Annotated in this window: 20 protein-coding genes; 12 read left to right on the top strand and 8 right to left on the bottom strand. The window is 45.1% G+C overall.

Annotated elements, in window-relative coordinates; genetic code table 11:
- Nucleotides 1–180 precede the first annotated feature (180 nt).
- From V1467_RS09995 to V1467_RS09955, 9 genes are all read left to right on the top strand, one after another.
- Nucleotides 181–5,022 carry an NAD-glutamate dehydrogenase gene (locus V1467_RS09995; protein WP_416304840.1) on the top strand — a complete coding sequence of 1,614 codons (4,842 nt, stop codon included), beginning with the start codon at nt 181–183 and terminating at the stop codon, nt 5,020–5,022.
- An 81-nt stretch (nt 5,023–5,103) separates the two neighbouring features.
- The gene (gene pyrD / locus V1467_RS09990; RefSeq protein WP_416304839.1) at nt 5,104–6,111 is read left to right on the top strand and encodes a quinone-dependent dihydroorotate dehydrogenase; all 1,008 of its coding nucleotides are present in this window, start codon (nt 5,104–5,106) and stop codon (nt 6,109–6,111) included.
- A 9-nt stretch (nt 6,112–6,120) separates the two neighbouring features.
- Complete coding sequence (locus V1467_RS09985; protein ID WP_416304838.1) at nt 6,121–6,624, top strand: cell division protein ZapC domain-containing protein; 504 nt, start codon at nt 6,121–6,123, stop codon at nt 6,622–6,624.
- Nucleotides 6,625–6,746: 122 nt separating this feature from the next.
- Entirely contained in the window at nt 6,747–8,852 is a 2,106-nt protein-coding gene (rlmKL, locus tag V1467_RS09980) for a bifunctional 23S rRNA (guanine(2069)-N(7))-methyltransferase RlmK/23S rRNA (guanine(2445)-N(2))-methyltransferase RlmL (protein ID WP_416304837.1), read from the top strand.
- Nucleotides 8,842–9,075, top strand: a complete 234-nt coding sequence (locus V1467_RS09975) for a glutaredoxin family protein (protein WP_416304836.1) — start codon at nt 8,842–8,844, stop codon at nt 9,073–9,075. The genes rlmKL and V1467_RS09975 overlap by 11 nt, the downstream gene beginning before the upstream one ends.
- Complete coding sequence (locus V1467_RS09970) at nt 9,072–10,970, top strand: ABC transporter ATP-binding protein (protein ID WP_416304835.1); 1,899 nt, start codon at nt 9,072–9,074, stop codon at nt 10,968–10,970. Before V1467_RS09975 ends, V1467_RS09970 begins: the two co-directional genes overlap by 4 nt.
- 18 nt (nt 10,971–10,988) lie before the next feature.
- Nucleotides 10,989–12,680, top strand: a complete 1,692-nt coding sequence (locus V1467_RS09965) for a DUF3466 family protein (RefSeq protein ID WP_416304834.1) — start codon at nt 10,989–10,991, stop codon at nt 12,678–12,680.
- A gap of 247 nt (nt 12,681–12,927) precedes the next feature.
- Nucleotides 12,928–13,110 (top strand): ribosome modulation factor, encoded by a 183-nt coding sequence (gene rmf, locus V1467_RS09960; protein WP_416304833.1) that lies wholly within the window; start codon nt 12,928–12,930, stop codon nt 13,108–13,110.
- Nucleotides 13,111–13,303: 193 nt separating this feature from the next.
- Nucleotides 13,304–14,032 (top strand): phosphatase PAP2 family protein, encoded by a 729-nt coding sequence (locus tag V1467_RS09955; RefSeq protein ID WP_416304832.1) that lies wholly within the window; start codon nt 13,304–13,306, stop codon nt 14,030–14,032.
- Here the strand turns inward: V1467_RS09955 and V1467_RS09950 are convergent.
- From V1467_RS09950 to V1467_RS09935, 4 genes are read right to left on the bottom strand one after another with little or no spacing between them, the layout of a single operon-like run.
- The gene (locus V1467_RS09950) at nt 13,993–14,577 is read right to left on the bottom strand and encodes a hypothetical protein (protein ID WP_416304831.1); all 585 of its coding nucleotides are present in this window, start codon (nt 14,575–14,577) and stop codon (nt 13,993–13,995) included. The genes V1467_RS09955 and V1467_RS09950 overlap by 40 nt on opposite strands.
- Nucleotides 14,574–15,083 (bottom strand): hypothetical protein, encoded by a 510-nt coding sequence (locus V1467_RS09945; protein ID WP_416304830.1) that lies wholly within the window; start codon nt 15,081–15,083, stop codon nt 14,574–14,576. Before V1467_RS09945 ends, V1467_RS09950 begins: the two co-directional genes overlap by 4 nt.
- 11 nt (nt 15,084–15,094) lie before the next feature.
- On the bottom strand, nt 15,095–15,679 hold the full coding sequence (locus V1467_RS09940; RefSeq protein ID WP_416304829.1) for a hypothetical protein: 585 nt from the start codon (nt 15,677–15,679) through the stop codon (nt 15,095–15,097).
- The gene (locus tag V1467_RS09935; protein ID WP_416304828.1) at nt 15,676–17,028 is read right to left on the bottom strand and encodes a peptidoglycan recognition family protein; all 1,353 of its coding nucleotides are present in this window, start codon (nt 17,026–17,028) and stop codon (nt 15,676–15,678) included. Before V1467_RS09935 ends, V1467_RS09940 begins: the two co-directional genes overlap by 4 nt.
- 542 nt (nt 17,029–17,570) lie before the next feature.
- Here V1467_RS09935 and V1467_RS09930 point away from each other — a divergent pair.
- The 3 genes from V1467_RS09930 to V1467_RS09920 are packed head-to-tail and all read left to right on the top strand — an operon-like array spanning nt 17,571 to nt 22,143.
- Entirely contained in the window at nt 17,571–19,760 is a 2,190-nt protein-coding gene (locus V1467_RS09930; RefSeq protein WP_416304827.1) for a molybdopterin oxidoreductase family protein, read from the top strand.
- A 14-nt stretch (nt 19,761–19,774) separates the two neighbouring features.
- The gene (locus V1467_RS09925; RefSeq protein WP_416304826.1) at nt 19,775–21,754 is read left to right on the top strand and encodes a DmsC/YnfH family molybdoenzyme membrane anchor subunit; all 1,980 of its coding nucleotides are present in this window, start codon (nt 19,775–19,777) and stop codon (nt 21,752–21,754) included.
- On the top strand, nt 21,754–22,143 hold the full coding sequence (locus V1467_RS09920) for a hypothetical protein (RefSeq protein WP_416304825.1): 390 nt from the start codon (nt 21,754–21,756) through the stop codon (nt 22,141–22,143). The genes V1467_RS09925 and V1467_RS09920 overlap by 1 nt, the downstream gene beginning before the upstream one ends.
- Nucleotides 22,144–22,146: 3 nt before the next feature.
- Here the strand turns inward: V1467_RS09920 and V1467_RS09915 are convergent, their stop codons facing one another.
- From V1467_RS09915 to V1467_RS09900, 4 genes are all read right to left on the bottom strand, one after another.
- Entirely contained in the window at nt 22,147–23,745 is a 1,599-nt protein-coding gene (locus V1467_RS09915) for a ShlB/FhaC/HecB family hemolysin secretion/activation protein (protein ID WP_416304824.1), read from the bottom strand.
- Nucleotides 23,746–23,857: 112 nt separating this feature from the next.
- On the bottom strand, nt 23,858–24,751 hold the full coding sequence (locus V1467_RS09910) for an FAD:protein FMN transferase (protein WP_416304823.1): 894 nt from the start codon (nt 24,749–24,751) through the stop codon (nt 23,858–23,860).
- A 25-nt stretch (nt 24,752–24,776) separates the two neighbouring features.
- The gene (locus V1467_RS09905) at nt 24,777–26,075 is read right to left on the bottom strand and encodes a DUF3570 domain-containing protein (RefSeq protein ID WP_416308620.1); all 1,299 of its coding nucleotides are present in this window, start codon (nt 26,073–26,075) and stop codon (nt 24,777–24,779) included.
- Nucleotides 26,066–26,290, bottom strand: a complete 225-nt coding sequence (locus V1467_RS09900; RefSeq protein ID WP_416308680.1) for a DUF4266 domain-containing protein — start codon at nt 26,288–26,290, stop codon at nt 26,066–26,068. The genes V1467_RS09905 and V1467_RS09900 overlap by 10 nt, the downstream gene beginning before the upstream one ends.
- Nucleotides 26,291–26,293 lie beyond the last annotated feature (3 nt).

The following is a 26,293-nucleotide window of genomic DNA, read 5'->3' as shown; positions in this document are numbered from 1 at the left end:
AAAAAATGTAGGACGCAGTACGCGTGAAAATATCTTCACGCTGTGTGGCTGGAAGCAAACATTTGCATTTGTCTTTTATTTATTTGGTCAAACTTATTACAAAAAACTATAACTATCTCAGTCTCTTGTTACAATAAGGGGGTTACAGCGATCCCTACAACGTCATAACAAGGTAATAAAATGTCGGTTGCCAATAGCCATTCAGTTTTACTCGAAAATGTTTACAATTTTATAAATAAAAAAGTCGATCCTTCCCAATCTTCACACGTAGAACAATTCGCCCGTTTACTGTTCAAGAATATTTCAAAAGATGATCTTGAAAGCCGTAACGATAGCGATCTTTACGGTGCAGTGCTTAGTTTGTGGAATGTATTTAACAAATTTGATGGTACCACCGCCCAAATCAGTGTATTCAACCCTGATGTAGCCAAAAATGGCTGGAAATCAACTCATACGGTAATTGAAATTATCGTCAACGATATGCCTTTCCTGGTCGATTCAATTCGTATGGTGCTGAATAGAATGGGCATAACCACCCATTTACTGTTGAACAGCCCGATTGAGCTGGTGAGAAATACAGATAATTCGGTTAATACCTTTGTTGAAGCAGGTAAAAAGCCCAAAGGAGTGGTCAAGCAAACGGTATTTATGATCGAAATTGATCATCAGAGCAATCAAAGTGCAATTAAGGCCCTCACTGATGAAATACGCTCGGTGGTTGATGAAATTTCCCTGGCAGTATCGGACTGGCAACCAATGCGCAGTCGCTTGCAGCAAATTATTGACCAATACGACAAGAAACCGAATCCGAATTCTGCTGAGATCTGTAAAGAAACCGTCGATTTTCTCAAATGGGTATTAAACGACAACTTTACCCTAATGGGTCATCGTGGTTACGAGTCCAAAGCGATTAAAGGTGATTATCGCTGGGTACCGGATCGCGAATCCAGTCTGGGATTAATGAAAAAATCGATAAGCGATCGGGATAGACTGCTATCCAATATCCCGCTGTCAGCTCGTGAAGAAACCCTCAGCAAGCACCCGTTGATCCTGACTAAAACCAATTCCAAATCCCGGATCCATCGTAACGCCTATATGGATTATATCGGTATCAAGCGTTTTGACGAGAACGGCAAAGTGGTGGGAGAAGATCGTTTTATCGGTCTATATTCCGCTGCTTTCTATAACAGCAGCGCCACCCAATTACCGGTGTTACAAAACAAGATAGCGCGCATTTGCGCCCAGTCCGGATTTGGCAAAGGGACACATGCATCCAAGGCGTTTCTTAACACGCTGGAAACTTATCCTCGCGATGAATTATTGCAAGTGGATGAAGCTGAACTGGCCAGTATTTTTACCGGTATTTTCCAAATGCAGGAACGCGGGATCACTCGTCTGTTTGTGCGCCGCGATAATTTCGGCCGCTTTTACTCCTGCATGGCCTACGTGCCCAGAGAACGTTATAACACGGCGCTTCGTATCGCCACTCAAAGACTGTTACAAAAGGCCTTTGGCAGTGAAGAAGATGTTGAATTCACTACCTTCTTTTCAGAATCTGTCTACGCCAGAACGCATTACATCGTGCGGGTAAAAAATAACAATGTGGAAATTAATGTGAAGGAAATAGAGAAAAACCTGATTGAGTTAGGCAAAGGTTGGGATGATCGTCTGGCAACAGCATTGTTATCATCGCATGGCGAGTCGAACGGTAAAATTCTGGAACGACGCTATACCAATGCTTTCACCCGCAGTTATAAAGATCACAACTTGCCTAGCACTGCTGTGGTGGATATCGATAAAATTGAAGGCCTTAACCAGCAGAAAACCCTGGATATGCTGTTTTATCGTCCACTGGAAGAAAGCAACGACAGCCAGGTAGTGAAACTGAAGTTATTTCATCTCAATCAACCTATTCACCTTTCTGACGTATTACCGATGCTGGAAAACTTCGGTTTACGGGTGATCGATGAAAGTCCTTACCAGGTTAAAACCGAAGATGGTGATGTCAGCTGGATCATGGATTTTTCCATGCTGCACAATAATAACGGCAAGCTGAGTCTGGAAAAGGCCCAGGAGCTGTTTCAGCAAGCCTTCTCTGATGTTTGGTATCGCCAGCTAGAAGATGACTCGTTTAACCGTTTGGTGTTAGGGGCTGGCATGCCGGGACGTGCTGTAACTATTCTGCGCGCCTATTCCAAATATATGCGTCAGACCGGTAGTTCATTCAGTAAAGACTATATCGCCCGGACGCTGGATAAATATCCGAAAATTGCAGCCTTGCTGGTGCAATTATTTGAACAGCGCCTGAGTCCGTCATTAAAACGTTCAGAAAAGAAAGAAACCGATTTGAGTAACACGATTATCGCCGAGTTGGATATGGTATCTAACCTGGATGATGATCGCATTGTCAGACGTTATCTGGACATGATTATGGCCACCTTGCGGACCAATTTTTATCAGGTCGACGAGCAGGGTAAAGAAAAACCTTATGTGTCCTTCAAGGTCTTACCGGAATTGATTCCGGAAATGCCGTTGCCACGTCCCAAGTTTGAAATATTTGTTTATTCTCCCCGCGTCGAAGGAGTGCACTTGCGTGGTGGTAAAGTGGCGCGCGGTGGCTTGCGTTGGTCCGATCGACAGGAAGATTTCCGCACCGAAATTCTTGGCCTGGTTAAAGCCCAGCAAGTTAAAAATGCGGTTATCGTACCGGTGGGAGCCAAAGGTGGTTTTATTTGTAAAAACCTGCCTACTGAAGGTGGGCGTGAAGCCTTTTTCAAAGAAGGTCAGGAATGTTACCGGATCTTTATCCGCAGTTTGCTGGATATCACCGATAACATTGTCGACGGCGCCATCGTACCACCCAAAGATGTGGTCAGACTGGATGAGGATGACCCTTACCTGGTGGTGGCTGCAGATAAAGGGACTGCAACCTTTTCGGATATTGCCAATGCGATTTCCGAAGAATACGGATTCTGGATGGGCGATGCCTTCGCTTCTGGAGGCAGTGTCGGTTATGACCACAAGAAAATGGGTATTACTGCCCGTGGTGGCTGGGAGTCGGTTAAACGTCATTTCCGCGAAATGGGGGTTGATTGTCAAACCACTGATTTTACCTGTGTGGGTGTCGGAGACATGGCCGGTGATGTATTTGGTAACGGTATGTTGTTGTCTAAACATACCCGCTTGATTGTTGCTTTTAACCATCTACACATCTTTTTCGATCCCAATCCCGATGCAGCGAAAAGCTACAAGGAACGCCAGCGCCTGTTCGAGAATCCGTCTTTGACCTGGGATGACTACGACAAAGAACTCATCTCCAAAGGCGGTGGTGTGTTTATGCGCTCGGCCAAATCGATAAAACTGTCGGCAGAGATGAAAAAATGGTTGGGTACCAGTAAAGCATCGATGACGCCCAATGAACTTATTCATAACTGTCTGAAAATGCAGGTCGATTTGCTCTGGAATGGCGGTATTGGTACCTATGTTAAAAGTAAAAAGGAAAGTCACTCGGATGTAGGTGACAGGGCTAACGATGACCTGCGGGTTAACGGTAGTGAAGTACGCGCCAAAATTATTGGTGAAGGCGGCAATCTGGGCTGTACCCAACTGGGGCGGATGGAATACGCTGCCAATGGCGGAAGGATGAATACCGACTTTATCGACAATGTCGGCGGAGTGGACTGTTCAGATAACGAAGTCAATATCAAGATTTTACTCAATGCGTTGGTCGCCAGCGGTGATATGACGGTTAAACAACGTAAAGATTTGCTCTATTCAATGACCGACGATGTGGCGACACTAGTACTGGAAGACTGTTATCGCCAGTCCCAGTCCATGTCCATTACCCAGCTTGGCGGTGTTTCTGTTTTGCGCGAGCAATTACGCTTTATTCACGGGCTGGAAAGAGAAGGGCGGCTGAACCGCGAACTGGAATTTATTCCTGGTGATGACGAAATTTCTGAACGTCTTGCCTCTTCACAGGGACTGACCAGACCGGAATTATCAGTCTTGTTTGCGTATGGCAAAATGGAGTTGAAGGAATCCTTCAATATACCGGATATTACCTCTAACCCCTATCACAGCACGTTATTGACTACCGCGTTTCCCAAGGTTTTGCGTGAGAAGTTTGCCGCTCGCATGGAAGAACACGCCTTGCGCGGCGAAATTATTGCCACCAAGTTAGCCAATAATATTGTTAATGATATGGGCATGAACTTTGTGTTCCGCATCCAGGAAGAAACCGGAGCCTCCCATGCCGAGATCGCTCAGGCCTATTCTATTGTCAAAGGTGTTTTTGATGCCCAGTCGCTGTGGGACAAAATTGAAGATCTGGATAACAAGGTGCCTGCTGATGTGCAGCTGAGCATGTTGAATGAAATTCGCCGTACTTTGCGCAGGGCTTCAAGATGGTATTTACGTCACGGTAACAAATCCAACTCGATAAGCAGCGAGATTGAATTTTATCGTCCGTTTGCTACCGACCTGCTGAAAAACATGCAACAATACTTAATTGATGCGGAATATACCGAGCTTGAAAATAAAACCCTGAAACTGACCAAGCAGGGGGTTCCACAGGATATTGCGTACCGGATTGGTAGCATGAGTACCATGTTCTCATGTTTTGATTTGGCACAGATTGCACAAAGCGAGGAACGTGACAAAGCCACAGTGGCCAGTATCTATTTCAAACTGGGTTACAAACTGGAAATTCACTGGTTCCTTGACCAGATTAATCGTCAAACGGTATCTAACCATTGGCAGGCATTGGCCAGAGCGTCTTATCGAGAGGAACTGGATTGGCAGCAGCGTTCACTATCGACAGTGATATTGAAATTTGATCGCAAAGGCAAAGACGCTGATAAAATGCTGGATACATGGATGCAAGAGCATGGAACCTTGCTGGAGCGCTGGACTCATATGATGTACGAATTCAAAACCAGCAGTACTCACGAATTTGCCAAGTTCTCTGTGGCATTGAGAGAGTTAATGTTACTCAGTCTTAATTGTGGTGTTCGCCAATAAGCTGGTAAAATCAAGCGAATAAGCCCTGATGATTTCAGGGCTTTTTTTTAAATGTCGAACCAATGATGTAGGAAGTATCGCGTGTATAGCCTGTTACAAAAAGTATTATTCCAATTGGACGGTGAAACCTCCCACAACCTCACCATGTCTGGGTTAAAGTATACCCAGCATACTCCGTTGGCCGGTTTTTATCGTCAGAACTTGGCGGCCAAGCCGGTTAAGGTACTGGGTATGCAATTTGATAATCCGCTGGGACTGGCTGCGGGGCTGGATAAAAACGGTGAATGTATCGATGCGTTCGCTGCGATGGGGTTCGGTTATATCGAAATCGGTACTGTTACGCCTAAACCTCAGGCGGGTAATGATAAACCACGATTATTCAGGTTGCCGGATGGCCAGGCGATTATTAACCGGATGGGATTTAATAATAAAGGGGTCGATTACCTGGTTGAACAAGTAAAAGCGGCAGAGTATCGCGGGATCCTGGGAATTAATATCGGCAAAAACAAGGTCACAGAAGAACAGCATGCGCTGGATGACTATTTGACCTGTTTACGTAAAGTCTATGAACACGCCAGCTATGTGACCATTAATATTTCCTCGCCCAATACACCGGGACTACGTAATTTGCAATATGGTGAAGCTCTGGATAATTTGTTGTCCGGACTGAAAACGGAACAGCAGATACTGGCGGACAAATACGCTAAATACGTGCCTGTTCTGGTTAAGATTGCACCTGATCTCAGTGATGATGAAATAACCGCGGTAGCAAGTTCCTTGATGAAAGCCGGAATTGATGGGGTGATTGCTACCAATACCACCTTAGCAAGAGAGAAAGTGGCGGGGCTAAGATATGCCGATGAAGCCGGTGGGTTGAGTGGCTCACCACTTACCGAACAAAGCCAGTATGTGGTAACAAAATTGGCCACTGTGCTGGCGGGGAGTCTACCCATTATTGGTGTGGGGGGAATTGATTCTGCCCAGACAGCACAGGACAGGCTTAACGCCGGTGCATCACTGATTCAGGTTTATTCGGCATTGATTTATCAAGGGCCACAACTCGTTAAAGATATCGTCAATTCATTGTAGAATTCGTTGATGTTGCAACCTTCAAGCAAATGGTGTTGGTATTTTGATTCTCAGCATCAGTGCCTTGCACTGGAACTGGATGAAATGCTGTTTTTGACCCCATACAGGCAAAAACAGTTATTGCCAGCAGCGTTGCAGCGTCATGCGTTTAGCCTGGATGATTTAGCCTTCTACAGCCAAATTGCAGAAAAACTGGAATATTTCAAGCTCCAGTTTTCGCCAGCTCAAGCCACCCAAATCGCCATCAATGCCACCGCTGTCAAGCAGTTTTATCGTCCGCTTATGCCTAAAAGCTGGTACTTTAAACGCCAGCATTCAATGGGTCAGAATCACGGATTTGGCATGTTGGAAAACAGTTTGGGACAGGGGAGCGTGGTATTGATTGAGAAAGACAAAATATCCAGCTTATGTATGTTGGTCAGTAACAGGATGCAGCTGGATCAACATCACAATCTGGAACAATTTGCGGTGATAAAAGTGATGAATGACTGTATTTTCCCTTATTTACCCTAACCAGTTACAAATATTCACTGATTGATTCACCCATTTTCCTCGCAGATCACTTATAATCGCGCCGCTTAAAGCGGATTGATAGACAACAAAAGCTGTATTGGTAGCAAAAAATAAGGTGGGTCATGTTTGAATTAGTGGTTACAGGAGCCAAAGGGCTGGATGAGTTATTGCAGAGCGAATTGCAACAGCTTTGCCCTGAACGTGCGACCAAACTTAAGCCTGGCCAGGTATTGCTGGAAGCCGATTTAGCAGATGCCTATCGAATTTGTTTGCATTCCCGCCTGGCTAACCGGGTGCTGCTCAAATTGGCGCAAGGGATGGTTGATCAAGCTGACGATTTATATCGCATTGCAGATTCTGTGGTTTGGTCAGAGCATTTCGATGTACACCAGACTTTTATGATCGACTTTATCGGTACCAACCGTACCATTAATAACAGCCAGTTTGGCGCACTTAAAATTAAAGATGCTATCGTCGATCAGTTTAACAGCCGTATGGGCAAACGTCCGTCAGTGAGTAAAATCAATGCCGACATCCGTATTCAGGCCCGATTCTGGCGTCAGGAACTGGCCATCTATCTGGATCTTTCCGGCAAAAGCCTGCATCAGCGCCAATATCGTCAGGATACCGGTAAAGCGCCGCTTAAAGAGCATTTAGCTTGCGCCATGTTAATGCGCAGTGGCTGGGCAGAAAATATGGCAGCGCCGCTGTACGATCCTATGTGCGGGTCAGGTACCATCGTGATTGAAGCTGCGCTGATGGCGGCCAATATTCCGCCGGGCCGTAATCGCAAGGTATGGGGTTTTTCGCGGTGGCGCAAACATGATGATACAGTTTGGCAGCAACTGGTCGAACAGGCCGAATCGGAGATTAAACCGATCCAAACTGGTATTTTTGCCAATGATATTGACTCACGTTTGGTCCAGATTGCTAAAAGCAATGCCAGGGCAGCCGGGGTCGAAGCTGCCATCCAGTTTAGTTGCGCCGATGCAGTGAAATATGTGCCCGAGATTGAAACTGCCGGGTATTTGGTCAGCAATCCTCCTTACGGCGAGAGACTCAGCGAAGTCACCGCCTTGTTGCCTCTATTTGATGATTTGGGGCTGCATTTAAAGCAACACTTCCAGAACTGGAAACTGTCTTTGCTAACCTCTAGCCGCGATCTTTTCCGACAACTTAAACTGTCAGCAAAAAAACAATATCAGTTGATGAACGGCAAACTGGAGTGTCAGCTAGTTAATTATGATATGGATGAACGTAACTGCGAAATTCGTCAAACCCAACCGCTCAACAGTGACTTTGCCAATCGTCTGGTTAAAAATATCCAGCGCAGTAAAAAATGGCTAAAATCGCAAAATACCGATTGTTACCGCATTTATGATGCCGATTTGCCCGAATATAATGTGGCAATTGACTGCTATGCCGACTGGCTGGTGGTGCAAGAGTACGCAGCGCCTAAAGATGTACCGGAAAACAAGGCACGCCAGCGTATTCATCAAATTTTGGCGGCGTTGCCGAAAATAATGCAAGCAGATCCGGAAAAAGTGGTGCTAAAAGTCCGCGAACAGCAAAAAGGCAAAGAACAGTATCAAAAACTGGCTCAACGCCATGAATATCTGCAAGTAAGTGAGAATGGTGCCAAGTTTCAGGTTAATTTGCGCGATTATCTGGATACCGGATTATTTCTCGATCACCGTATTACTCGCCAGCTTGTCCAGCAGCGTGCTAGCGGCAAACATGTATTAAATTTGTTTGCCTATACCGGTAGCGTATCGGTACATGCTGCGCTGGGTAAAGCCACTTCGGTAACGACAGTGGATATGTCACATACCTATATTGACTGGGCCAAACGTAATTTTCAGTTAAACCAGCTAAATGGCTCGCAGTATCAGTTTATTCAGGCCGATTGCACCACATGGCTGGTGGACCATCAAGCTAAATATGATTTGATTTTTATCGATCCTCCTTCATTTTCCAACTCCAAACGGATGGATAATACCTGGGATGTGCAGCGCGATCATGTCAAGTTATTAACCCAGGCAAAGCGCTGCTTGAAATCGGGAGGAGAGATTATCTTTTCCAATAATTTACGACGGTTTAATCTGGACAACGAAGCGTTGAAGACGCTGGGTTTGGATATTGAAGACTGGTCACAGAAAACCTTGCCAGAAGATTTTAAACGTAATCCCAAAATTCATCATTGCTGGTTATTAACTGATGCCGGCTAGTCTGATTCTGTATTCAACCGAGGGCTGCCATTTATGTGAGCAGGCTAAGGCGGTTATTCGACAGTACTCGAGTGATATCAATATCAAAGAGATTGATATTGCCGACGACGAACAACTGTTTGGCCTTTACGGAGAGAGAATTCCGGTGCTTAAACGCAGTGACAGTCAGCAAGAACTGAATTGGCCTTTTGATTTAATTTTATTAGCCGGATTTTTATCTTGAGTACCTTATTACAACTAAAAAATGCCTCACTAAGTTTGGGGCATCCGCCTTTGTTGGACGGCATTGAATTGCTGATCAAATCCTCCGAACGCGTTTGTCTGGTGGGCCGTAATGGTTGTGGAAAATCCACCTTGCTTAAAGTTATCGCGGAAGATATGAAGCTCGATGATGGGCAAAGAATAGCCAGCAATGATGTGGTGATATCCCGCTTGCCGCAAGATCCGCCCGTGTCGGTCAATATGTCGTTGTTCGATTATGTGGCAGAAGAACTGGCGGATATTGGTAAAGTTCTGCAGGAATACGCCCATCAGACATTGGTTGTTGCCGAAGACCATAGTGAAGCGCAACTCAACAAACTGGAAAAATTGCAGCAGCAGCTCGATCATTTAAATGGCTGGCAGTTTGAGCAACGTATTCAGCAGGTATTAACCCAGTTGCAATTGCAGCCGGACCAGCAATTGTCGTCGCTATCCGGTGGCTGGCGTCGTAAAGCCGCGTTAGCCAGGGCGCTGGTGTCCAGTCCTGATATTTTGTTACTGGACGAGCCTACCAACCATCTTGATATTGATATGATCAAATGGCTGGAGAAAACCATCCAGGACTATCAGGGAGCGGTGGTATTTGTTAGCCACGATCGGGCCTTTATTCGCAATATCGCCACTCGCATTGTTGATCTGGATCGGGGTAAGCTGAAAAGTTATCCGGGTAACTATCAGCAATATCTGGATAAGAAAGCCGAAGATCTGCAGATTGAAGAAACCCAGAATGCCCTGTTTGATAAAAAGCTCAGCCAGGAGGAAACCTGGATCAGACAAGGTATAAAGGCCCGTCGCACCAGAAACGAAGGGCGGGTCAGGGCATTAAAAGCACTGCGTTCCGAGCGTTCCGAGCGCCGTAATGTGCAAGGCAAGGCAAAAATCCATATTAAAGAAACCCAGCAATCCGGCAAAATTGTATTTGAAGTCGAAGGCCTGAGTTACCGGATTGGTGACAAACAGATCGTCAAGGATCTGGACGTGAATATTATGCGCGGTGACAAGCTGGCGCTAATTGGACCGAATGGTTGCGGCAAGAGTACCTTGATCAAACTGTTGCTGGAACAATTGCATCCGGACAAAGGCAGTGTACACTGCGGGACCAAACTGGATATCGCCTATTTTGACCAGCATCGTTTGCAACTTGATCCGGATGTGAAACTGATTGACTGTATTGCTGACGGCAAACGGGAAATCATGATTGACGGGCGCAGCAAGCATGTTATCAGCTATTTGCAGGACTTTTTGTTTACCCCCGAGCGGGTCAACGTACCCGTTAGCGCCTTATCCGGCGGTGAAAAAAATCGGCTGTTGTTAGCCAAGTTACTGATAAAACCCAGTAACTTGTTAATTCTGGATGAGCCGACTAACGATCTGGATGTGGAAACACTGGAATTGCTGGAGGATACGCTCAGCCAGTATCCCGGTACGGTTATTCTGGTCAGCCACGACCGGGAGTTTGTCGATAACGTGGTAACTTCCAGCCTGTTCTTTGCCGGACAGGGGGAAGTGGTTGAATTTATTGGTGGTTATGATGATATACAACACTGGTATCAGGAACAAAAACAAAATATCCTAGTGGCTGAAACTTCTGTAAAATCACAAAGTCCAACACCGAAGTCTTCTAGCGCTAAAACAAAAAAGCTATCTTACAAATTGCAATTGGAACTGGAGCAGTTACCCGGACAGATTGAACAAATGGAAGAAGAACTGCAACAAATGCAAAATCAGGTCAATGATCCTGAATTTTTCAAACAAGATGCTTCACAATCACGCCTGACTCTGGACAAGCTTGCCACTATCGAAACAAGCTTGGCCGATGCCTATAACAGGTGGGATGAACTTGAGAATATGAAATAGAAGTAAACAGGAATAAAAATGAATAAAACAAGGTTGGCACCGCTGTCAGCGCTAACATTGGCACTTGTATCGATTCCTTCGTTACAGGCTGCTACCTATCAGGTTATTGAGTTGCCTACGGATGAGTTGAGTCGAAACAGCTATTCCGAGACGATGAATAATTCGGGCGAGTTTCTTGCCACGCTTGAATTTAAATATAATCCACCGATTAATGTCGATTTGCTTAATCTGGAGAGTCAAACCCTGATTGACGGTTTGACCGATATCGATGCGGTGGCAGACGGCAATATCAATGCTGAAGATTTGGCATTTTTGTATAGTCTGTTGCAAAACAACGCCGGCAACTATTTATTCCAGCAAATCGGTACCTATACCTCTGCTAAAGGGAATGAAAATGCGGTAAATCTAATCAGCGGATTTGATATCCAAATTCCTGAGTTGGCAGAGTTATCCAACAGTGTTACCACATATGCCTTTGGTATTAACGATAATGGTTGGGTGGTTGGGGCAGGTTCCGCTCCCTACCAAACACTCAGTTATTTTAACGAAAACGATGTCGAGCTTAAGTTACAGATCCGGGATTTCAGCTTACGGGCTTATGTTGATATTAACGGTAATACAGTGCCGTTGCTTCCGCCCGAAGAATCTTTAGGTGGGCGCAGTGAAGCGCGTGATATTAACGATAATAACGAAGTTGTCGGTGCGGCCACCATTGCGATATCAGAAGCAACACAAGAAGCCATTGATAACTGCGAAGACGATGAAACCCGTGGTGATGTGCCGCTTGAGTATTGCCTGCAGAACATTACCTCTTCGGCTTCTTTCGAAACTCGGGCGGCATACTGGAAACTGAATGCCGAGGGGCAGGTTATTGAAACCAAAACCTTTGATATGTTGGCAGAACCGGACGACGACTCGACCCGTTTCTATACCAGTCGCGCCAAAGCTATTAACAATGAAGGTATTATTGTCGGTTCGTCAGATGATATTTATCAGGGACCGGATATGTCGGTATCCGGTTACGGCAGATTCGTAAAAGGCAGCAGCATCATTACTTTTGCGACCATTTTTAATGATGAAGGTCCGATTGGTTTTACCAATCATGATGATTATTTTACCAGTGAAGCAGTGGGTATTAATGACAATAACCTAGTCATCGGTCAAGCATCCAAGCAAATTAACGGTTATGTCAGACAAAAGTTCTTTGTCCATGATATAGACAACAATGAAACCATTTATCCCAAGGACTTTTTTAGTGGCTCAAGTAGTGTTGCCAAGGGGATTAATAACAATGATCTGGTGGTCGGAGACGGGGAAGTGGATTCCGGATTAGGGATTAATCGCCGCAGACATGGTTTTATTTATGATTACAACGAGCAAAGCTTTACCGATCTGAATGACACCATTGCTTGTGATAGCCCGTATACTATTGTGCAGGCTAATGATATCAATGATTTTAATGAAATTATTGGTACGGCGTTAATCAAGAAGGATCTGCTGAATATCGCCGGTGAACCGCTGCTTAACCAGGATGGCTCTCAGGCGCAAAGTGAAGTGGTGGTGTCGGTTAAACTGGTGCCGATTGCGGGCGGTAGTATTGAAAGTTGTCAGGTCGATGATGAAGATAAATACCAGCGTAAAGCAGGTTCAACGGGAATATGGTTGATCTTGTTTGCCGGTTTATCCATGTTGTTGCGTCGTAAAATTTAATTCGGTAATTGTTCGATTATAAAAGGATGCTTCGGCATCCTTTTTTATATCCCAAATGAAGGTGTTTTATTGAAAATTTATGACAAAAAGATGTAAGAGAAAAACTACCTTTAATTCAATACATTAAATCAATTAGTCGCAACAATGATAACGCGGTTATTGAACCAATTGCAGACTTACCCTATCTATTTATCTGTGGTCGCAATGATCACATCATTAATCAATATAAAGATGGATGAGGTAATCAATGAAAAGACAAAAAAGAGATAAGCTTTCAAGAGCTCATGCAAAAGGTTATCAAGCAGGTATTTCCGGTCGTTCCAAAGAAAATTGTCCCCATACAGATTCAACATCAGATGCTCGCTCACAATGGTTAGGTGGTTGGCGTGAAGCGATGGAAGATCGAAGTTATGGTTTAAATAGCAGGTAGTTTCATTTCCCAACCCAATCATTGTAGCTGTTGTTATCTCCCGGTTTAGCGGACAGGCATAATGCCCGATAGTTAGCAGCTACAATATTTTACATTCTCAACAGATGCGGCTGATCCACAGTCCAGGTTAATTTAAGTCTGCAGTAAGATTCTCCCCGTATATTAAGGTTATGTGTTCTAACAGGTATTCTTTATGCCAATCCTGTTGATTGTTAAACCTCTGTGTATTGCCTTGCTGGCTATTCTGTTTATTCAATATTCCGGAATTGACTTGTATCTGTCCGGTCTGGTTTATTTGCCAGCAGAGCATTGGCAGCTTAAAAATAGCTGGTTGCTGGATACTGTTATTCATCGTGGCGGAAGACTTGTTATCGCTGTTGCGGTGATGAGTATGTTGTTGATGACGCTGCTGTCGCTATTACCGCGATACCGAAATCATGCTTACAGGTCTGTGTGTATTTATTTGTTAGTGGCGACGTTATTATCCATAGGCACAGTGTCACTATTAAAACAGATAACCACGCTTCCCTGTCCCTGGGATGTTGTGGGGTTAGGCGGAAATCGCCATTATCTGTTGCTGGGGCAGGTATTCTCGCCAAGGCTGCAGACAGGGCATTGTTTTCCCTCTGGCCATGCGTCAGGCGGTTTTGCATTATTCAGTATCTATTTCGCTGCGTTACGTGTTTCCCAACTCAGAAGATATAGTGACACAGGGCGAACTGAAAAATTGTGGTTATTGCCAGGATTGATTACCGGCACGGTATTTGGCCTTGCCCAGCAACTTCGCGGCGCGCATTTTCTATCTCACGATATCGCCAGTGCAGCCGTGTGCTGGTTTGTGTGCGGAACGCTGGCCGTTATATTATGGCCTCCCGAATCTGCTCAAAACGTGATACGGGTTCCTACCATCAGCGCAGATTGACCATCCTGATAAACCCCCCATACCCTAACTTTTTGATAGCCTACGCCAAATAGACCCGAAAAGTCGCCTTTTTCGGATAAACCGGCGCCCACATCAAAAGAAAACGGACTGGATTGGTTTAAGGCAATATTACGGTACTTTTTAATAAGCTCGTTGTAGTCCACCAGTAGATCATTAAAATCCTGACTGAGTTTATCGTATTGGGATATATGCTGGTCGTAACGGCGGGTGAGTGCCATCAAATCATCGCTGGTGCGATCATAGTTCGTCAATAACTCCCTGAATCCGCTAATGCTATCTGCCAACGAATCATCATGCTGTTTGTATTGAAGTAACAGGTTTTTATATTGTTTTAAAGTGTCGAGATCATCGGCTATAGCGCTAATATCGATGCATTGGGGATTCACCTGGCTCTGGGCAACAATCCAGTAACTCACACCATCAATCACTTTTTGTTGCAGATTATCTTTGAGGATGGCATAGGAACAATCTGCGGCAGCCCAGCCGCTGTATATCAATCCTAGCAAGAGCAATAATGGCTTCATGGCGCAGTCCCATCGTCTGGTAGTTCATTGGTTATCTGGCGATTAAAGGCTGCAATGGCTCTTAACGCTTCAATATTTTTTTGCCGTTTTAGCATCACATCGTCACTTTCATGGGTTAACACCATAATCCGTTCATCCAGCTGTTGTTTGCGTTGCAAGTCCTGATCAGCAGACAATTCCAGACGCTTCTTCTCTGCTTTCAGGCTATTTAAATCCTGTTCTATTTCCACTTTTTTGGCGCGAATGGCTTCGGTTTCTTGCTGTAACGACAGGAGACGTTGTTTCAACTCATTATGATTAGCTTGCAGTTTTTGCCATTCTTGATCCGCTCGCTTGAGTTTTTTGTTATTACTATAGAGTTGGTAGGTACGAAAAATCAGCAAGGACACTCCGGCTGTGAGAACATGAGTGCGAATTTTGGCGGGTAATAAAAAACTGGCGATAATCAGCGCAACAAAACCAATGGCAACGCCTAGATAATCTGAATAGTGGCTTATTTCCAACACGATTATTTCCTCTAGACTGGTTTGCGGTTTTGTTTGGCTTTTTCGAGGGCAACTATTATTTTGTGTAAGGGCGCTGAACCCAGTCCCATCGCGATGCCGGTTAATACTTGATGTGCCAGTCGCGCGCTGGCAGAGAGAACCTGATTGCCTTGCTGTTTGAGCAATTGATCGATTAACGCAAACATATCGATTTCGACTAAAATGGCGATGCTTATTCCAGTCAACGCGCCAATAATTTTGACAATAAATTTAATACTGAATTGTCTGACTTTTTCTGCTGAAAGAGAGGGGACATCGGCATAGGCGGGTTCGTCTATTTTAAGTCTGGATAACAGTTTGCCGATTGCTCGTTCTCTTATCTTGGCTAATTGCCCGGCGGTTTTGCCATCTTGTAGTTGTTGTTCATCCTGCATATTGAAATCATGTAAGCGTTTTTGCAGGTTTTTGGCGCGCGTATTCCAGAACTGGTACCAACCGCATTTGACTTCAAACAAGGTATAAGTCGCCATCAAAATTTCCAGCAATCTTTCAACTACCATGGCAACAAAGAACGCCCCGGCTATTAAGATTAAGGCAGAATGAGTTCCGTCCATCACTGAGTCTCCTGCACATATAGATAGGGATTATTTTTAAACAGGGCTATTTGCTGCAGTACCTGTTCGTTATGCAACCACTGCTGATAAAAATGTTGAACCTGAGTACTCAGTTGCTTATGGGGAAAGTGTGAGCCGGGACATACTGTTTGCCCTGCCAGTACATCACAATGGGGCAGGATATGGGTATGAAAGTCGAGATGAATTAGCGGATAAATATGAGTCCATAATGCGATGATTCTCGCCCCGGCGGTCAATTGAAGTTCGGTAGGCTGCTGGTTGCCATAACGGCCATCGATATTGGAATATTTGTCTCCCTCGGCCAGATGAAAATTGCCATGAAAGGCAATTCCCAGACTGCGGTTGTTATGTCCTTTGGTATGATTGCCGACCCTGTCCCAGCGACAAAAGGGTTTTATGCTGCCATCAGGCATAATTACGCAATGATAACCGGTAGACCATTTTTTTGAGATAAGGAATTCATCGACTATCGCCTTAAAACCTAACTGGCTGGGCATCGCGGTGTGGTGATAAACAATAAGACTAGGATCGCCCTGACGCAGATTACGGTTTTGCAATGTCTCAGGGTTAACCCCGCCACGATAGTCTATCGGTAGCCATAGGCTGGTGTCATTCAACATAACAGGTTGCATTTTTTGCTGGATATTATTAACCACTTCAGGCGGCAGGGTTTGCTGTTCCTCTTGTTGGGAATCGATATGGACGGCAAGCTTTTCCGCTTCCGACATTTTCCGGCTGGTGAGAAAAGTGATCAGTAAATGTATGGGTTGAGCACCGCCAGCAATGACCATGCCGGTCAAAATATGATCTGCGACTTTCAGCCCAGATGAAAGCTGGTTAAATTCTTTTAGCATCAACATGCTCAGCAAATGCAAATCCATGACTGACGCCAGTACAACGCTAAAACCAAATGCCGACAGCAAATAAAATAGACTCAAACGAGCCCGGTTTAAATCGGCTAGGCTAGGGGACTGAATTTGTTTTAGTGCAATGGCACTGGTCTTTTCAAAGTATCGCTCGTTTAAATCGCCAAATTCGCCATCGCTATGGGAGCTAAATAATGCTTGCTGATATTTGTCTGCATTTAAATCAATCAGCGGAGACAGTTGGGCGGTCTTATCTTCAAGGTTATCCAGCAAACCGTGGTATTTTTTTAACGCGACTTTGGCTTTTTCCGGCATTAATGAAGATTGCTGGATAGCCTGGGTTTTTACCTGGTGAGCGTTAGCGCCGTCGATAACATGTTTTAAAAACTCGACTATACGTTCCACCAGCAAGGAAAATCCGGCGGCAACGGTCAGTGCAGTTATGATGCTGTCAATATCGGGCATGTATCATCCTAATTGATCAATATGATCCTGTATCTTCCAATCCTGCACTGCCGATTGAGGCACAAAGGAATCAAACGATTATCAGTCAGTATAGTGTAGAAAATTAAAGTTAGTTTAGGGCGTGTTGAACTTTGGTGTGTGTTTTTGCAGCAGTTTGTAGAGCATTTATACAAGGCAGAGCGAATGTGGTGTAGTTGTTCTGGATGAATAAGCGATAGCGCGGCAGAAATGCGCAACAAACACCAAACATTGCTCCAGGGTTTTAAAAAAGGGAGGGGCAATCCATACAGCAAAGTTCAACAGTCCCTTGTGTTTACCTAAAATCCCTCACCTAACCGGATGACCCTTTTTAGTGCGCACTGTTTTGCCTGCACCATATTGTGACAATGGCACCTTTATGGCCCAACAAAAGCGCTTGGTGAAATTGTATCTACTTGAAATATAAGAAATAAATATATGGCTTGAGAATTGCTATCTGTCTTTTATCGATATAAGCATCAGTAACATTGCTTACAGCTTTAACTCAGTCAGGATCTTATTCTATGCTGTTTGGCCGTAAAAACAGAAAATCCATCGTTATTCCTAGCAAGAAAGTAAAGGAATGGAAATACACCACTTGCAACTATTGCTCAACCGGCTGCGCAATAGAAATAGGGTTGAATGAAGAAAATCGAATAGTGACTACCCGCGGTCATGCTGGTGCGGATGTAAACCGGGGCAAACTGTGTATTAAAGGTTTACTGGAGCATGAGCTATTTGAAAGTCCGGGGCGGGGTACAGAACCGCTGATCCGCAATAAACACTATGAAAAATTTGAGAAAACCAGTTGGGATAACGCGCTGGATGTAACGGCACAGAAAATCAAAGATATTCAGGCGAAGTACGGTAAAGATTCTTTCGCTGTGGTATCCACCGGGCAATTGCTGACCGAAGAATTTTATACCTTAGGCAAGCTGGTTCGCGGTTGTATCGGTACCAACAATTACGACGGTAATACCACCTTATGCATGGCCTCTGCGGTCAGTGGCTATAAGCGCTCGTTTGGTTCCGATGGTCCTCCGGGCTGTTATGAAGATTTTGAGCATACCCATTGTTTGATGGCTTTTGGTTCTAATTTGCCGGAACAGCACCCGATTATTTACTGGCGCTTGAAAGAAGCGCTGGAAAAACGCAAATTTCCCCTGATTGTGGTGGATCCGCGGGTCACTATGCTGGCCCAGTTCGCCGATATTCATCTGCCCGTTACCCCGGGTACCGATTGCGTATTAATTAATTCGATGATGCATGTGATCATCAATGAAGGCTTGCAAGATCAAGCCTATATCGATGCCCATACTCAGGGTTTTGAGGAAATTAAGGCGCTGGTGCAGGATTATGATCCTAAAGTGGCCCAGCACACTTGCGGAATTGATGAAGACACCATCCGTAATGTGGCACGCATTTACGCCAAAGCGCCCGCCGCGATGAGCATCTGGACCATGGGGATTAACCAGTCTACCCACGGCTCTGACGGGGTGGCTAATATCAATAACCTTAACCTGATCACCGGTAATATTGGCAAGCCTGGCGGTACCAGCTTATCTATTACCGGCCAGTGCAATGCCATGGGTACCCGTGAATGGTCATCCTGTTCAGGCTTGCCCGGCTATCGCTATCTGGAAAATGACGCTGACCGCGAAGAAATAGCCAACTATTGGGGGATTGATAAAGACTTCTTTCCGACTAAACGAGGGTTATCACAAACCGATATTTTTCCAGCGATTGAAACCGGAGAAATAAGAGGATTATGGCTGGTGGCGACCAATCCGATGACGTCGATGCCTAATACCGGGCGCATCCGTAAGGCGATGGAAAAACTGGATTTTCTGGTGGTACAAGACGTGTATGAAGATGTGGAAACTAATCAATATTCCCACGTATATTTCCCCGCCTCGGTGTGGGCCGAAAAGGAGGGATGTCATACCAATACTGAGCGCCGGGTCAATTTAACCAGTAACGTGTTACCGCCGTTTGCTAATTCCAAACCGGATCTGTGGATTTTTAATCAAATGGCTAAACGTTTCGATAACGGTAAAGTGATTAACTTCCCGGATAAGGCCGAAGAAGCCTTTGAAGAAATGAAGCAGCTATCCAAAGGGAAAGCAAGAACGCTGGACATTTCCGGGATGAGCTATGCAAAAATTATTGCCGCCAGAGGCATTCAATGGCCTTATCGAGAGGGAACCGAAGGGCTTAAAGGAGAGTCGCGTTTATATACCGATGGTCATTTCCAAACTAAAAGTGGCAAAGCTAACCTGATCCCGGTCAAATTTTATAATAACAACGAACAGCCTTGTAACGATTATCCTTTCTGGCTGAACAGCGGACGGGTAGTAGAGCATTTCCATACCCGTACCCGTACCGGCAAAATAGGTAATTGCAATAAGTTCAGTCCCACTCCTTATATGGAAATGAATCCGGATGCGGCAATCGAGCTGGGCATTGGTCATCAAACTTATGTGCGCTTGGCTAGTCGTCGTGGCGATGCGGTGGTGCTGGTTCAGCTTACCCACCGGGTGCCACGCAATATGGTGTTTATTCCGTTCCATTTCCACGATTGTGTCAATCGTTTATCGCTGGGGTTACTCGATCCCTATTCACGTCAACCGGCATTTAAACAGTGCTCAGTCAGGATCGAACCCGTCGATCAGACTGAAGCTGCTCGCTTGAATGTTGAACGTCGCACTTATTAATGCAGGAGTTGAAAATGAATCAGGTGATAAAAGAGCAGGACTTGGCGGTACAAACCTTTGATCCAAACAAGATAGAGACAGGTAAAGAACAGCAAGGTCGCTCTAACCATTGGGAAGTGCGTACCCAGGAGCAGAAGTATGCTTATTTACCCGACCAACCCATCGCAGACAAAAACCGTTATGGGCAACAAATTGATTTGGTTGAGTTAAGCGGATTACCGGCCGGGCGCTCGATGTTTATCAACGAAAATCCCGAGGTGGGCAGTAATCCCAATCGCAATAAGCAACACGGTTTTTTCTTTACTGCGGATAATTGCATCGGTTGTCACGCCTGTGAAGCGGCCTGTTCGGAAAAAAATGAAAATCCGGCACATATTGCCTTTCGTTCGGTGGGTTATGTAGAAGGCGGTTCCTATCCCGATTACAAGCGGATGAACATCTCCATGGCCTGTAACCATTGCGATGATCCAGTTTGTCTAAAAGGTTGTCCCACCAAGGCATATACCAAACATGCCGAATACGGTGCGGTACTGCAAGATCCGGAAACCTGTTTTGGTTGCGGGTATTGCACCTGGGTATGCCCGTATAATGCGCCGCAACTGGATCCGGTTAAAGGCCGAGTATCCAAATGTAATATGTGTGTAGACAGACTGGAAGTGGGGCTAAAACCGGCTTGTGTATCTGCTTGTGTGGGAAATGCGCTGGATTTTGGCGTAATAGAAAACACCCCGGAAAACCGTGAACAATGTAAAACCCAGATTCCCGGCTTTCCTGACCCGGAGATTACTCATCCGAATATCCGCTTCCAGCAAACCAAGACTATGCCCATCGAGATGAACCGAACCGACTCCATGCCGGTTAAATACCATCGCGATAACAAAGGTAACTATAAACCGGTAATTGATCAGAAAGTGGGTAAAGCGCGGCACTGGAATTTTACCAAGCTAAATAGCCGTGAAAACCCGTTGGTGCTGTTTACCTTATTTTCCCAAGCCGCATTGGGAACCTTTTTAATTCCTTTTATTGGTGCGTTATTTGGAGTTGAGTCACTAAGCTTATTTATGACCTCTGATGCCTTTTTGCCATTATGCATTCTGGCGGTGTTGATGACCTCTTTTGGCCTATTTATGAGTGTGACTCACTTAGGCAAACCCTTCCGTTTTTATCGGGGGTTTAATAATTTACGTTATTCACCAATGAGCCGTGAAGGTTTTGGATTGGCAATGTTTTCAGCCGGCGCCGGTTTAACCGCATTATTCGCCTTGCCCGCTAATCAGTGGGTCAACCAAACCAGCAAGGATTGGCTGGGACTGGATCTGCAGCAACTGACCTCGGCTTTGCCGATGCAAAATCTGCTGATTGGTGCAGGTCTGTTTGCCTTGTTAGCCGGTTCAGGTGGTCTGTATTACATGAACAAGTGTTACCAGATTAAGGCTCGACCTTTTTGGAATCACTGGCAAACGGCGACATCCTTTGTAGGCAATAGCTTGTCTCTTGGGGCTTTTGTGGCTGGGGTAGTGGTGTTATCTACTTTGTTTTTACTCGGACAGCCACTGGATGCTGCATTACAGTTGTTTTCACTGATATTTATTGCCGGCATGTTACTGGAAGCGATTGGATTGCTGGGGCATAACCATGATCTTAATCGCAGTGAGAACGAAGGCGGAGCAGCGCATTATATTCAATGTACCACTTTTGGTAAAACCTACCAGCTGCGTAACTGGCTGTTAGGCCTTAATATTGTCGCTGCGCTGGGTTTATTAGCTTTGAATTTCGTCAACATTCACGCCCCTGTTATTTTATTGGGATGGATAGGCTTAGCTGTGCTGAATTGTTTTACCGCTGCCATTGGCAGGGCACTATTTTATATTCTGGTTATTCCTACCACTATGCCCGGAGCATTTTTCTGGAAAAATAAAGGGTTTGAACAACATGCCAGAGACATTGGGTTGGCCAATAATCCGGCCACCGGTGTGGCGCCCTTGGCGCATTAATGATGGACAAGTTAGCAACGATACAAGACTGCTTGAATAAAACCTGTGTCATTGGTTTAACCTATTTTGATCTGCAGGGTGAAGCTATCAAACAGTTGCTGTTAGGCGGCAAAGTTGCAGCTGTTGATGCTGAAAAAGGTATTACGGTGCAGCTGGTGTCTGAGGCACAGGACAAGAATTGTGATTTTATCTTGCCGGTGGAACTTGCCTGCTGGTTTCGTGCGCCTCGAGGAGATTACCATACCAGCAGCAACCGCTATAAGATTGTGAACCCCGACTATCTGGTAACTTGGGATATTTACCAAACACAGCAAAACAAGGCTAATGGTGAACACCAGTGGTGGGAGTGGGTTCCCCGTTGTCAGGAACCACTGGTGCAAGGGGCCTGAAGGCTAAAAAGCATGTTTAACTTCTAAACGTATTTCCCAGTTGCTGATATCCGGATTGGTCGACATGGGATGAGCTAAATCAAGATGAATAACTTGCTGATCGCTGGATCGGGTGGAATAAAAACGCGCGCCAATCCCAACACTTTTTAACCAGCCATTTTCATCGTTGTCGGTTATTGGTGTGCCTGTTGTTCTTCCCATATCAAAAAAAGCGGTACCGCCTAGTTCAAAAAGCTTGAACAGGTTTATTTGTGGATAATAGCGAATTTCCGAGGTGAACAAGTAACTGTTATCACCATGTTGATATTGCTCAGGATAGCCACGTAGGTTGTTGTCACCGCCGAGCGTGACGGGCTGATCAGCAAATTGATGACGAGCGAAAGTTGCCGACGCTTTTCCATACAAGGCCCATTTTGCCGCCAGCTGATAGAATAATTCGGTATCAATATCTGTGCGTATTCTGGTCGGCTGATTAACTGTTTTACCCGATTCAAAACTGACATTGGTCAACAACAACGCATTATTGCTGATTTCCAGTCCCTTGCTGATTTGCCAGTTCCACATCAGGCTATTATCAGTTATCGAATTGGACGGGCTAAAACCCAGACGACTGGTGAAATACCAACCCAGATTAAAATCTTCAATATGATCAATCAGATGAATGTTTTGTAGCTCTTTATAGCCATTCTGAATATATTCCATCCCAAACCATAGATAATTAAACTCACGATCTTGCGGGATACTATCCAGAGTATTGGCAGGCTGAAAAAAATCAGATTGAGTTTGGTAACCGGCCAAATAGCGAAAGGTGGACTCGGTGTTATGTTGGCTCAGCCAACCATAAGACAGCTCACCATAGTGTATTTCATGTTTGAAACTATAAACATCGGTGCTGTTTTGATAGATGTTGTCGGTACGACTTTCATGGTTGTAACCGATGCGTCCGGCATAATCTGATTTTAGACTGACAAAGGGCTTATCCAGGAAAAAGGCGATTTGTCGTCCGTCATTGTTGTTTTGCAAGCGGATATCTGCCTGGGCATTTTGACCAAAAAACAGCGGTACCTGGGTGTCAAGTTTGTAGCCGTTGCGTTGATTATTGGAAAAATATTCAAAATCCGTATCTATGCCTAATCCCAGTAAATTACGATCTTTAACACCCAACGCGAAATGGTTTTGCCCGCCTTTGCGGCCAAACTCTACAGTAGGCAACATCGACCAGTTATCCCAGGTTTCCACTTGAACATGTTGCAGGCCTTGTTCATCTGTTAGGGACGTCACTTTGGCATCCCGAATAAAACGACGGCTGCGCAGATGGCGTTCCACCTCGGCTAAATCGTTGTCACTCAGGTTACATTCAGGCATAAACGCGATTTCATTAGTGATTGTGACAGGCAAAGTGTCAATATGGATCGCATTGGCAAGCTTATGTAGCCAATTGATATCCGGTTGGCTTTCATCAAATATCGGATGAATAGTCAAATCCAGATTAGCCGGGGTATCACAGGCCCACATTGTTGCACAATACATTAATGGCATAGCCGCGAATATATTGATGCTGCGTTTGTTGCTGAATAAGGTCGGGAATATTGAGGAAATCAAATACGTACTCGGATCTAAGATGATTTAGCCACAGAGTAGGGCAGTAATCTTAACGATTTCTGAAAATGGGTTTGAATATTGATAAAAAGACTGGAGTCAATTCAAAGTCGCGCTAGCGGATACACCAGTACTGGACATTTTGTTGTTGTAAAAAGGATTCAGCCTCAGAACCTTGCAGTAATGCCATGGTGCTCAATAATCCTGCCTGAACACAATGCTGACTGACTACCGTGACAGAACGTGGTGCATTGGCAACGGGATAGCCGGTTTTGGGATCCAGTATATGGCTGTAACGAACTCCGTCCTTAAGCAAATAACGCCGGGCATCACCGCTGGTCGCTACGCCACCCTGATTGAGCTGGAGAATTTTATGCGGATGATCTTCAATTCCGGGATGCTCAATGCCGATCTGCCAGGATTGGCCATTGCTACGGGCGCGGGTGATTTGCACATCACCGCCAAAATTGACCAACACAGACACATCAGGTGCGGCCTGTTGGCATAAACGGGCGACAGCATCGACTGCATATTCTTTGCCGATGCCACCAAAATCGAGTTCGAATCCATAGGGTAGGGTAATTGTCCGAGAGTTGAAACGAACATGTTGCCAGCCAATTAAATCTCGTAATGAATTAACCAGCGACTCCGATGGTAGATTGTCTGAGCCGTCAAATCGCCAAGCCCGTCGTAACACTCCTGAGGTAATATCAAATAACCCCTGACTCAGTTCAAAACAGGTATTGGCGAAATTAAGTAACTTGAATGTTTCTGCATCTATATCAACCCCGGAACCTTCGGCGTGGTTAATCCTGTGGACCAAATTATCTGGTTGATAACGACTGTACTTGTGCTCGATACGCTTTGTTTCTTGATAGGCTTGATGAATGAGTTGCGTCGCCAACTTGATGTCAGCGCCATCAACCAATACCTCGCAGGGGCTGGCCATAGCAGTAAAACGACCACCAATGTAATCGTTACTGCTAGTGATGCTAATAGGATGTTTCATTTAATCCTTCGCCCCGTTTTCACACCTAAAAACGGTAGCTTACCTGGGCAATAATGGCTTTAACACTTGGAAACAGATCCTGTTGTTGTAATACACCCGGAATATTGACTCCATTATTTTTGGGCGTTTGTTGATAATATTCCAGCCTGAATGCCAGTTCATTACCATCATCAAGTTGCATACCGTATTTTACCCCCACTGTATACGCCGTCATTTCACCAACACGGTAGTCCGCACTGGCAAATTCAGGTATGGCTTCCTGCTGGTTTATAAATGGGGTATAAAAATCAGCGGCACTTTGCTGATAGTAGCGAAAATGCGGCTGTATATAACTATTTGCAGTTAAATTGAAACGCAATTTACTGTCTATAGTATGCGAATCAATCTCCCAATCATCGGTAGAGAACCGATAAGACAGATCTGCCACACCACTGTCCATTGCATATTTTGTTTGCCAGTAAAAATTATGCCGTGTACGGGAGTCAGGGCGATTTTCATACAATAACTGTTGTGTGATGCCCTGGGTGTCGACCACACTGACGACCTTGAACGGATCGCTAAGGTAGCCGTCAATCTGTGATAATCCATAGTTAAATTGCATCAGCATCCGGCGGTTGATCACTTGGGTCACACCCAACAATAAATCAACAGTATCCTTGTTGTCACTGCCTTCTTGTCGGGTTGCATCAAACGCATTTTGATAGTCCTGTTCCGATTCAAACTGGCCTTGGTTGACAACCATGGCTGACAGCGCTAAAGGACGTCCACCTTCGGGATCAATACTGTCGAAAGCGTAGGATAAACCGGCTGAAACTGTGGTGTTTTTCTGATTAAAGTCGCGGGCTAATGAGGCATTTAATGCCACAGACAAGTAATCATATTCTTTCGATACATGCACACCGGAGCTTAATCTTGTCTCCGGCAAAATCGGTTGAGTCCACTGGGCATCAATCTGCACACGAGTATCGTGGAATGTATCATCCAATGGGGTTTCACTTGCTTTAATCTGATATTGTCCTTTACCGGAAGGGCGGGTAAAAGTTTGTACTTCAGGTTGAGCGACGGCGCCTGAGGCCGATGCGCCGGTAAGCGCATCAACTACTATCTTGCCGTTAAATATGTGTTGATCGCCAAAATCTTTGCTGGCGTTCAGTACGGTTTCTACTGCTGTTACCCTGTCTGTTTCACCATAGTAAAGTAGCGCGGTATCGAACTGCCAACCCTCGTCATTGTCTGCTGCGACCACCTGGGAGGAGGTGCCTAACAAGGCACATGTTGCTACCGCTAACGCATTATTAATATTGTTAAATTTTGTTAGTTGCATCCACAACCTCCGCCACCAAATGCACGACCACCACTGGTCGCTTCTTTACTAAAATAAATATGTTCATCCAGACCAACATCGACAGGATCAGCGTCAAGCAGCATCTCGTCTTTAGCCAGTAAGTCTCTTTCCCATGGTTCTACGCCCATTGATGCGCAGCCTGCAATCTGCAGCAGCGTAACGACTAGCGCCAAGCGCAATAATTTATCTTTCATCAT

It is taken from the genome of Neptunicella plasticusilytica (assembly GCF_047922965.1).
Taxonomy (GTDB): Bacteria; Pseudomonadota; Gammaproteobacteria; order Enterobacterales; family Alteromonadaceae; genus Neptunicella; species Neptunicella plasticusilytica.
The sequence above is the reverse complement of the archived record's forward strand: the minus strand, read 5'-3'. Positions and strand labels throughout refer to the sequence as shown.

Coding starts and splice junctions, on each gene's coding strand:
- V1467_RS09995 (WP_416304840.1), top strand. CDS start 181: ATGTCGGTTGCCAATAGCCATTCAGTTTTACTCGAAAATGTTTACAAT.
- V1467_RS09985 (WP_416304838.1), top strand. CDS start 6,121: ATGTTGCAACCTTCAAGCAAATGGTGTTGGTATTTTGATTCTCAGCAT.
- rlmKL (WP_416304837.1), top strand. CDS start 6,747: ATGTTTGAATTAGTGGTTACAGGAGCCAAAGGGCTGGATGAGTTATTG.
- V1467_RS09975 (WP_416304836.1), top strand. CDS start 8,842: ATGCCGGCTAGTCTGATTCTGTATTCAACCGAGGGCTGCCATTTATGT.
- V1467_RS09965 (WP_416304834.1), top strand. CDS start 10,989: ATGAATAAAACAAGGTTGGCACCGCTGTCAGCGCTAACATTGGCACTT.
- rmf (WP_416304833.1), top strand. CDS start 12,928: ATGAAAAGACAAAAAAGAGATAAGCTTTCAAGAGCTCATGCAAAAGGT.
- V1467_RS09955 (WP_416304832.1), top strand. CDS start 13,304: ATGCCAATCCTGTTGATTGTTAAACCTCTGTGTATTGCCTTGCTGGCT.
- V1467_RS09950 (WP_416304831.1), bottom strand. CDS start 14,577: ATGAAGCCATTATTGCTCTTGCTAGGATTGATATACAGCGGCTGGGCT.
- V1467_RS09935 (WP_416304828.1), bottom strand. CDS start 17,028: ATGCCCGATATTGACAGCATCATAACTGCACTGACCGTTGCCGCCGGA.
- V1467_RS09930 (WP_416304827.1), top strand. CDS start 17,571: ATGCTGTTTGGCCGTAAAAACAGAAAATCCATCGTTATTCCTAGCAAG.
- V1467_RS09925 (WP_416304826.1), top strand. CDS start 19,775: ATGAATCAGGTGATAAAAGAGCAGGACTTGGCGGTACAAACCTTTGAT.
- V1467_RS09920 (WP_416304825.1), top strand. CDS start 21,754: ATGATGGACAAGTTAGCAACGATACAAGACTGCTTGAATAAAACCTGT.
- V1467_RS09910 (WP_416304823.1), bottom strand. CDS start 24,751: ATGAAACATCCTATTAGCATCACTAGCAGTAACGATTACATTGGTGGT.
- V1467_RS09905 (WP_416308620.1), bottom strand. CDS start 26,075: ATGCAACTAACAAAATTTAACAATATTAATAATGCGTTAGCGGTAGCA.
- V1467_RS09900 (WP_416308680.1), bottom strand. CDS start 26,290: ATGAAAGATAAATTATTGCGCTTGGCGCTAGTCGTTACGCTGCTGCAG.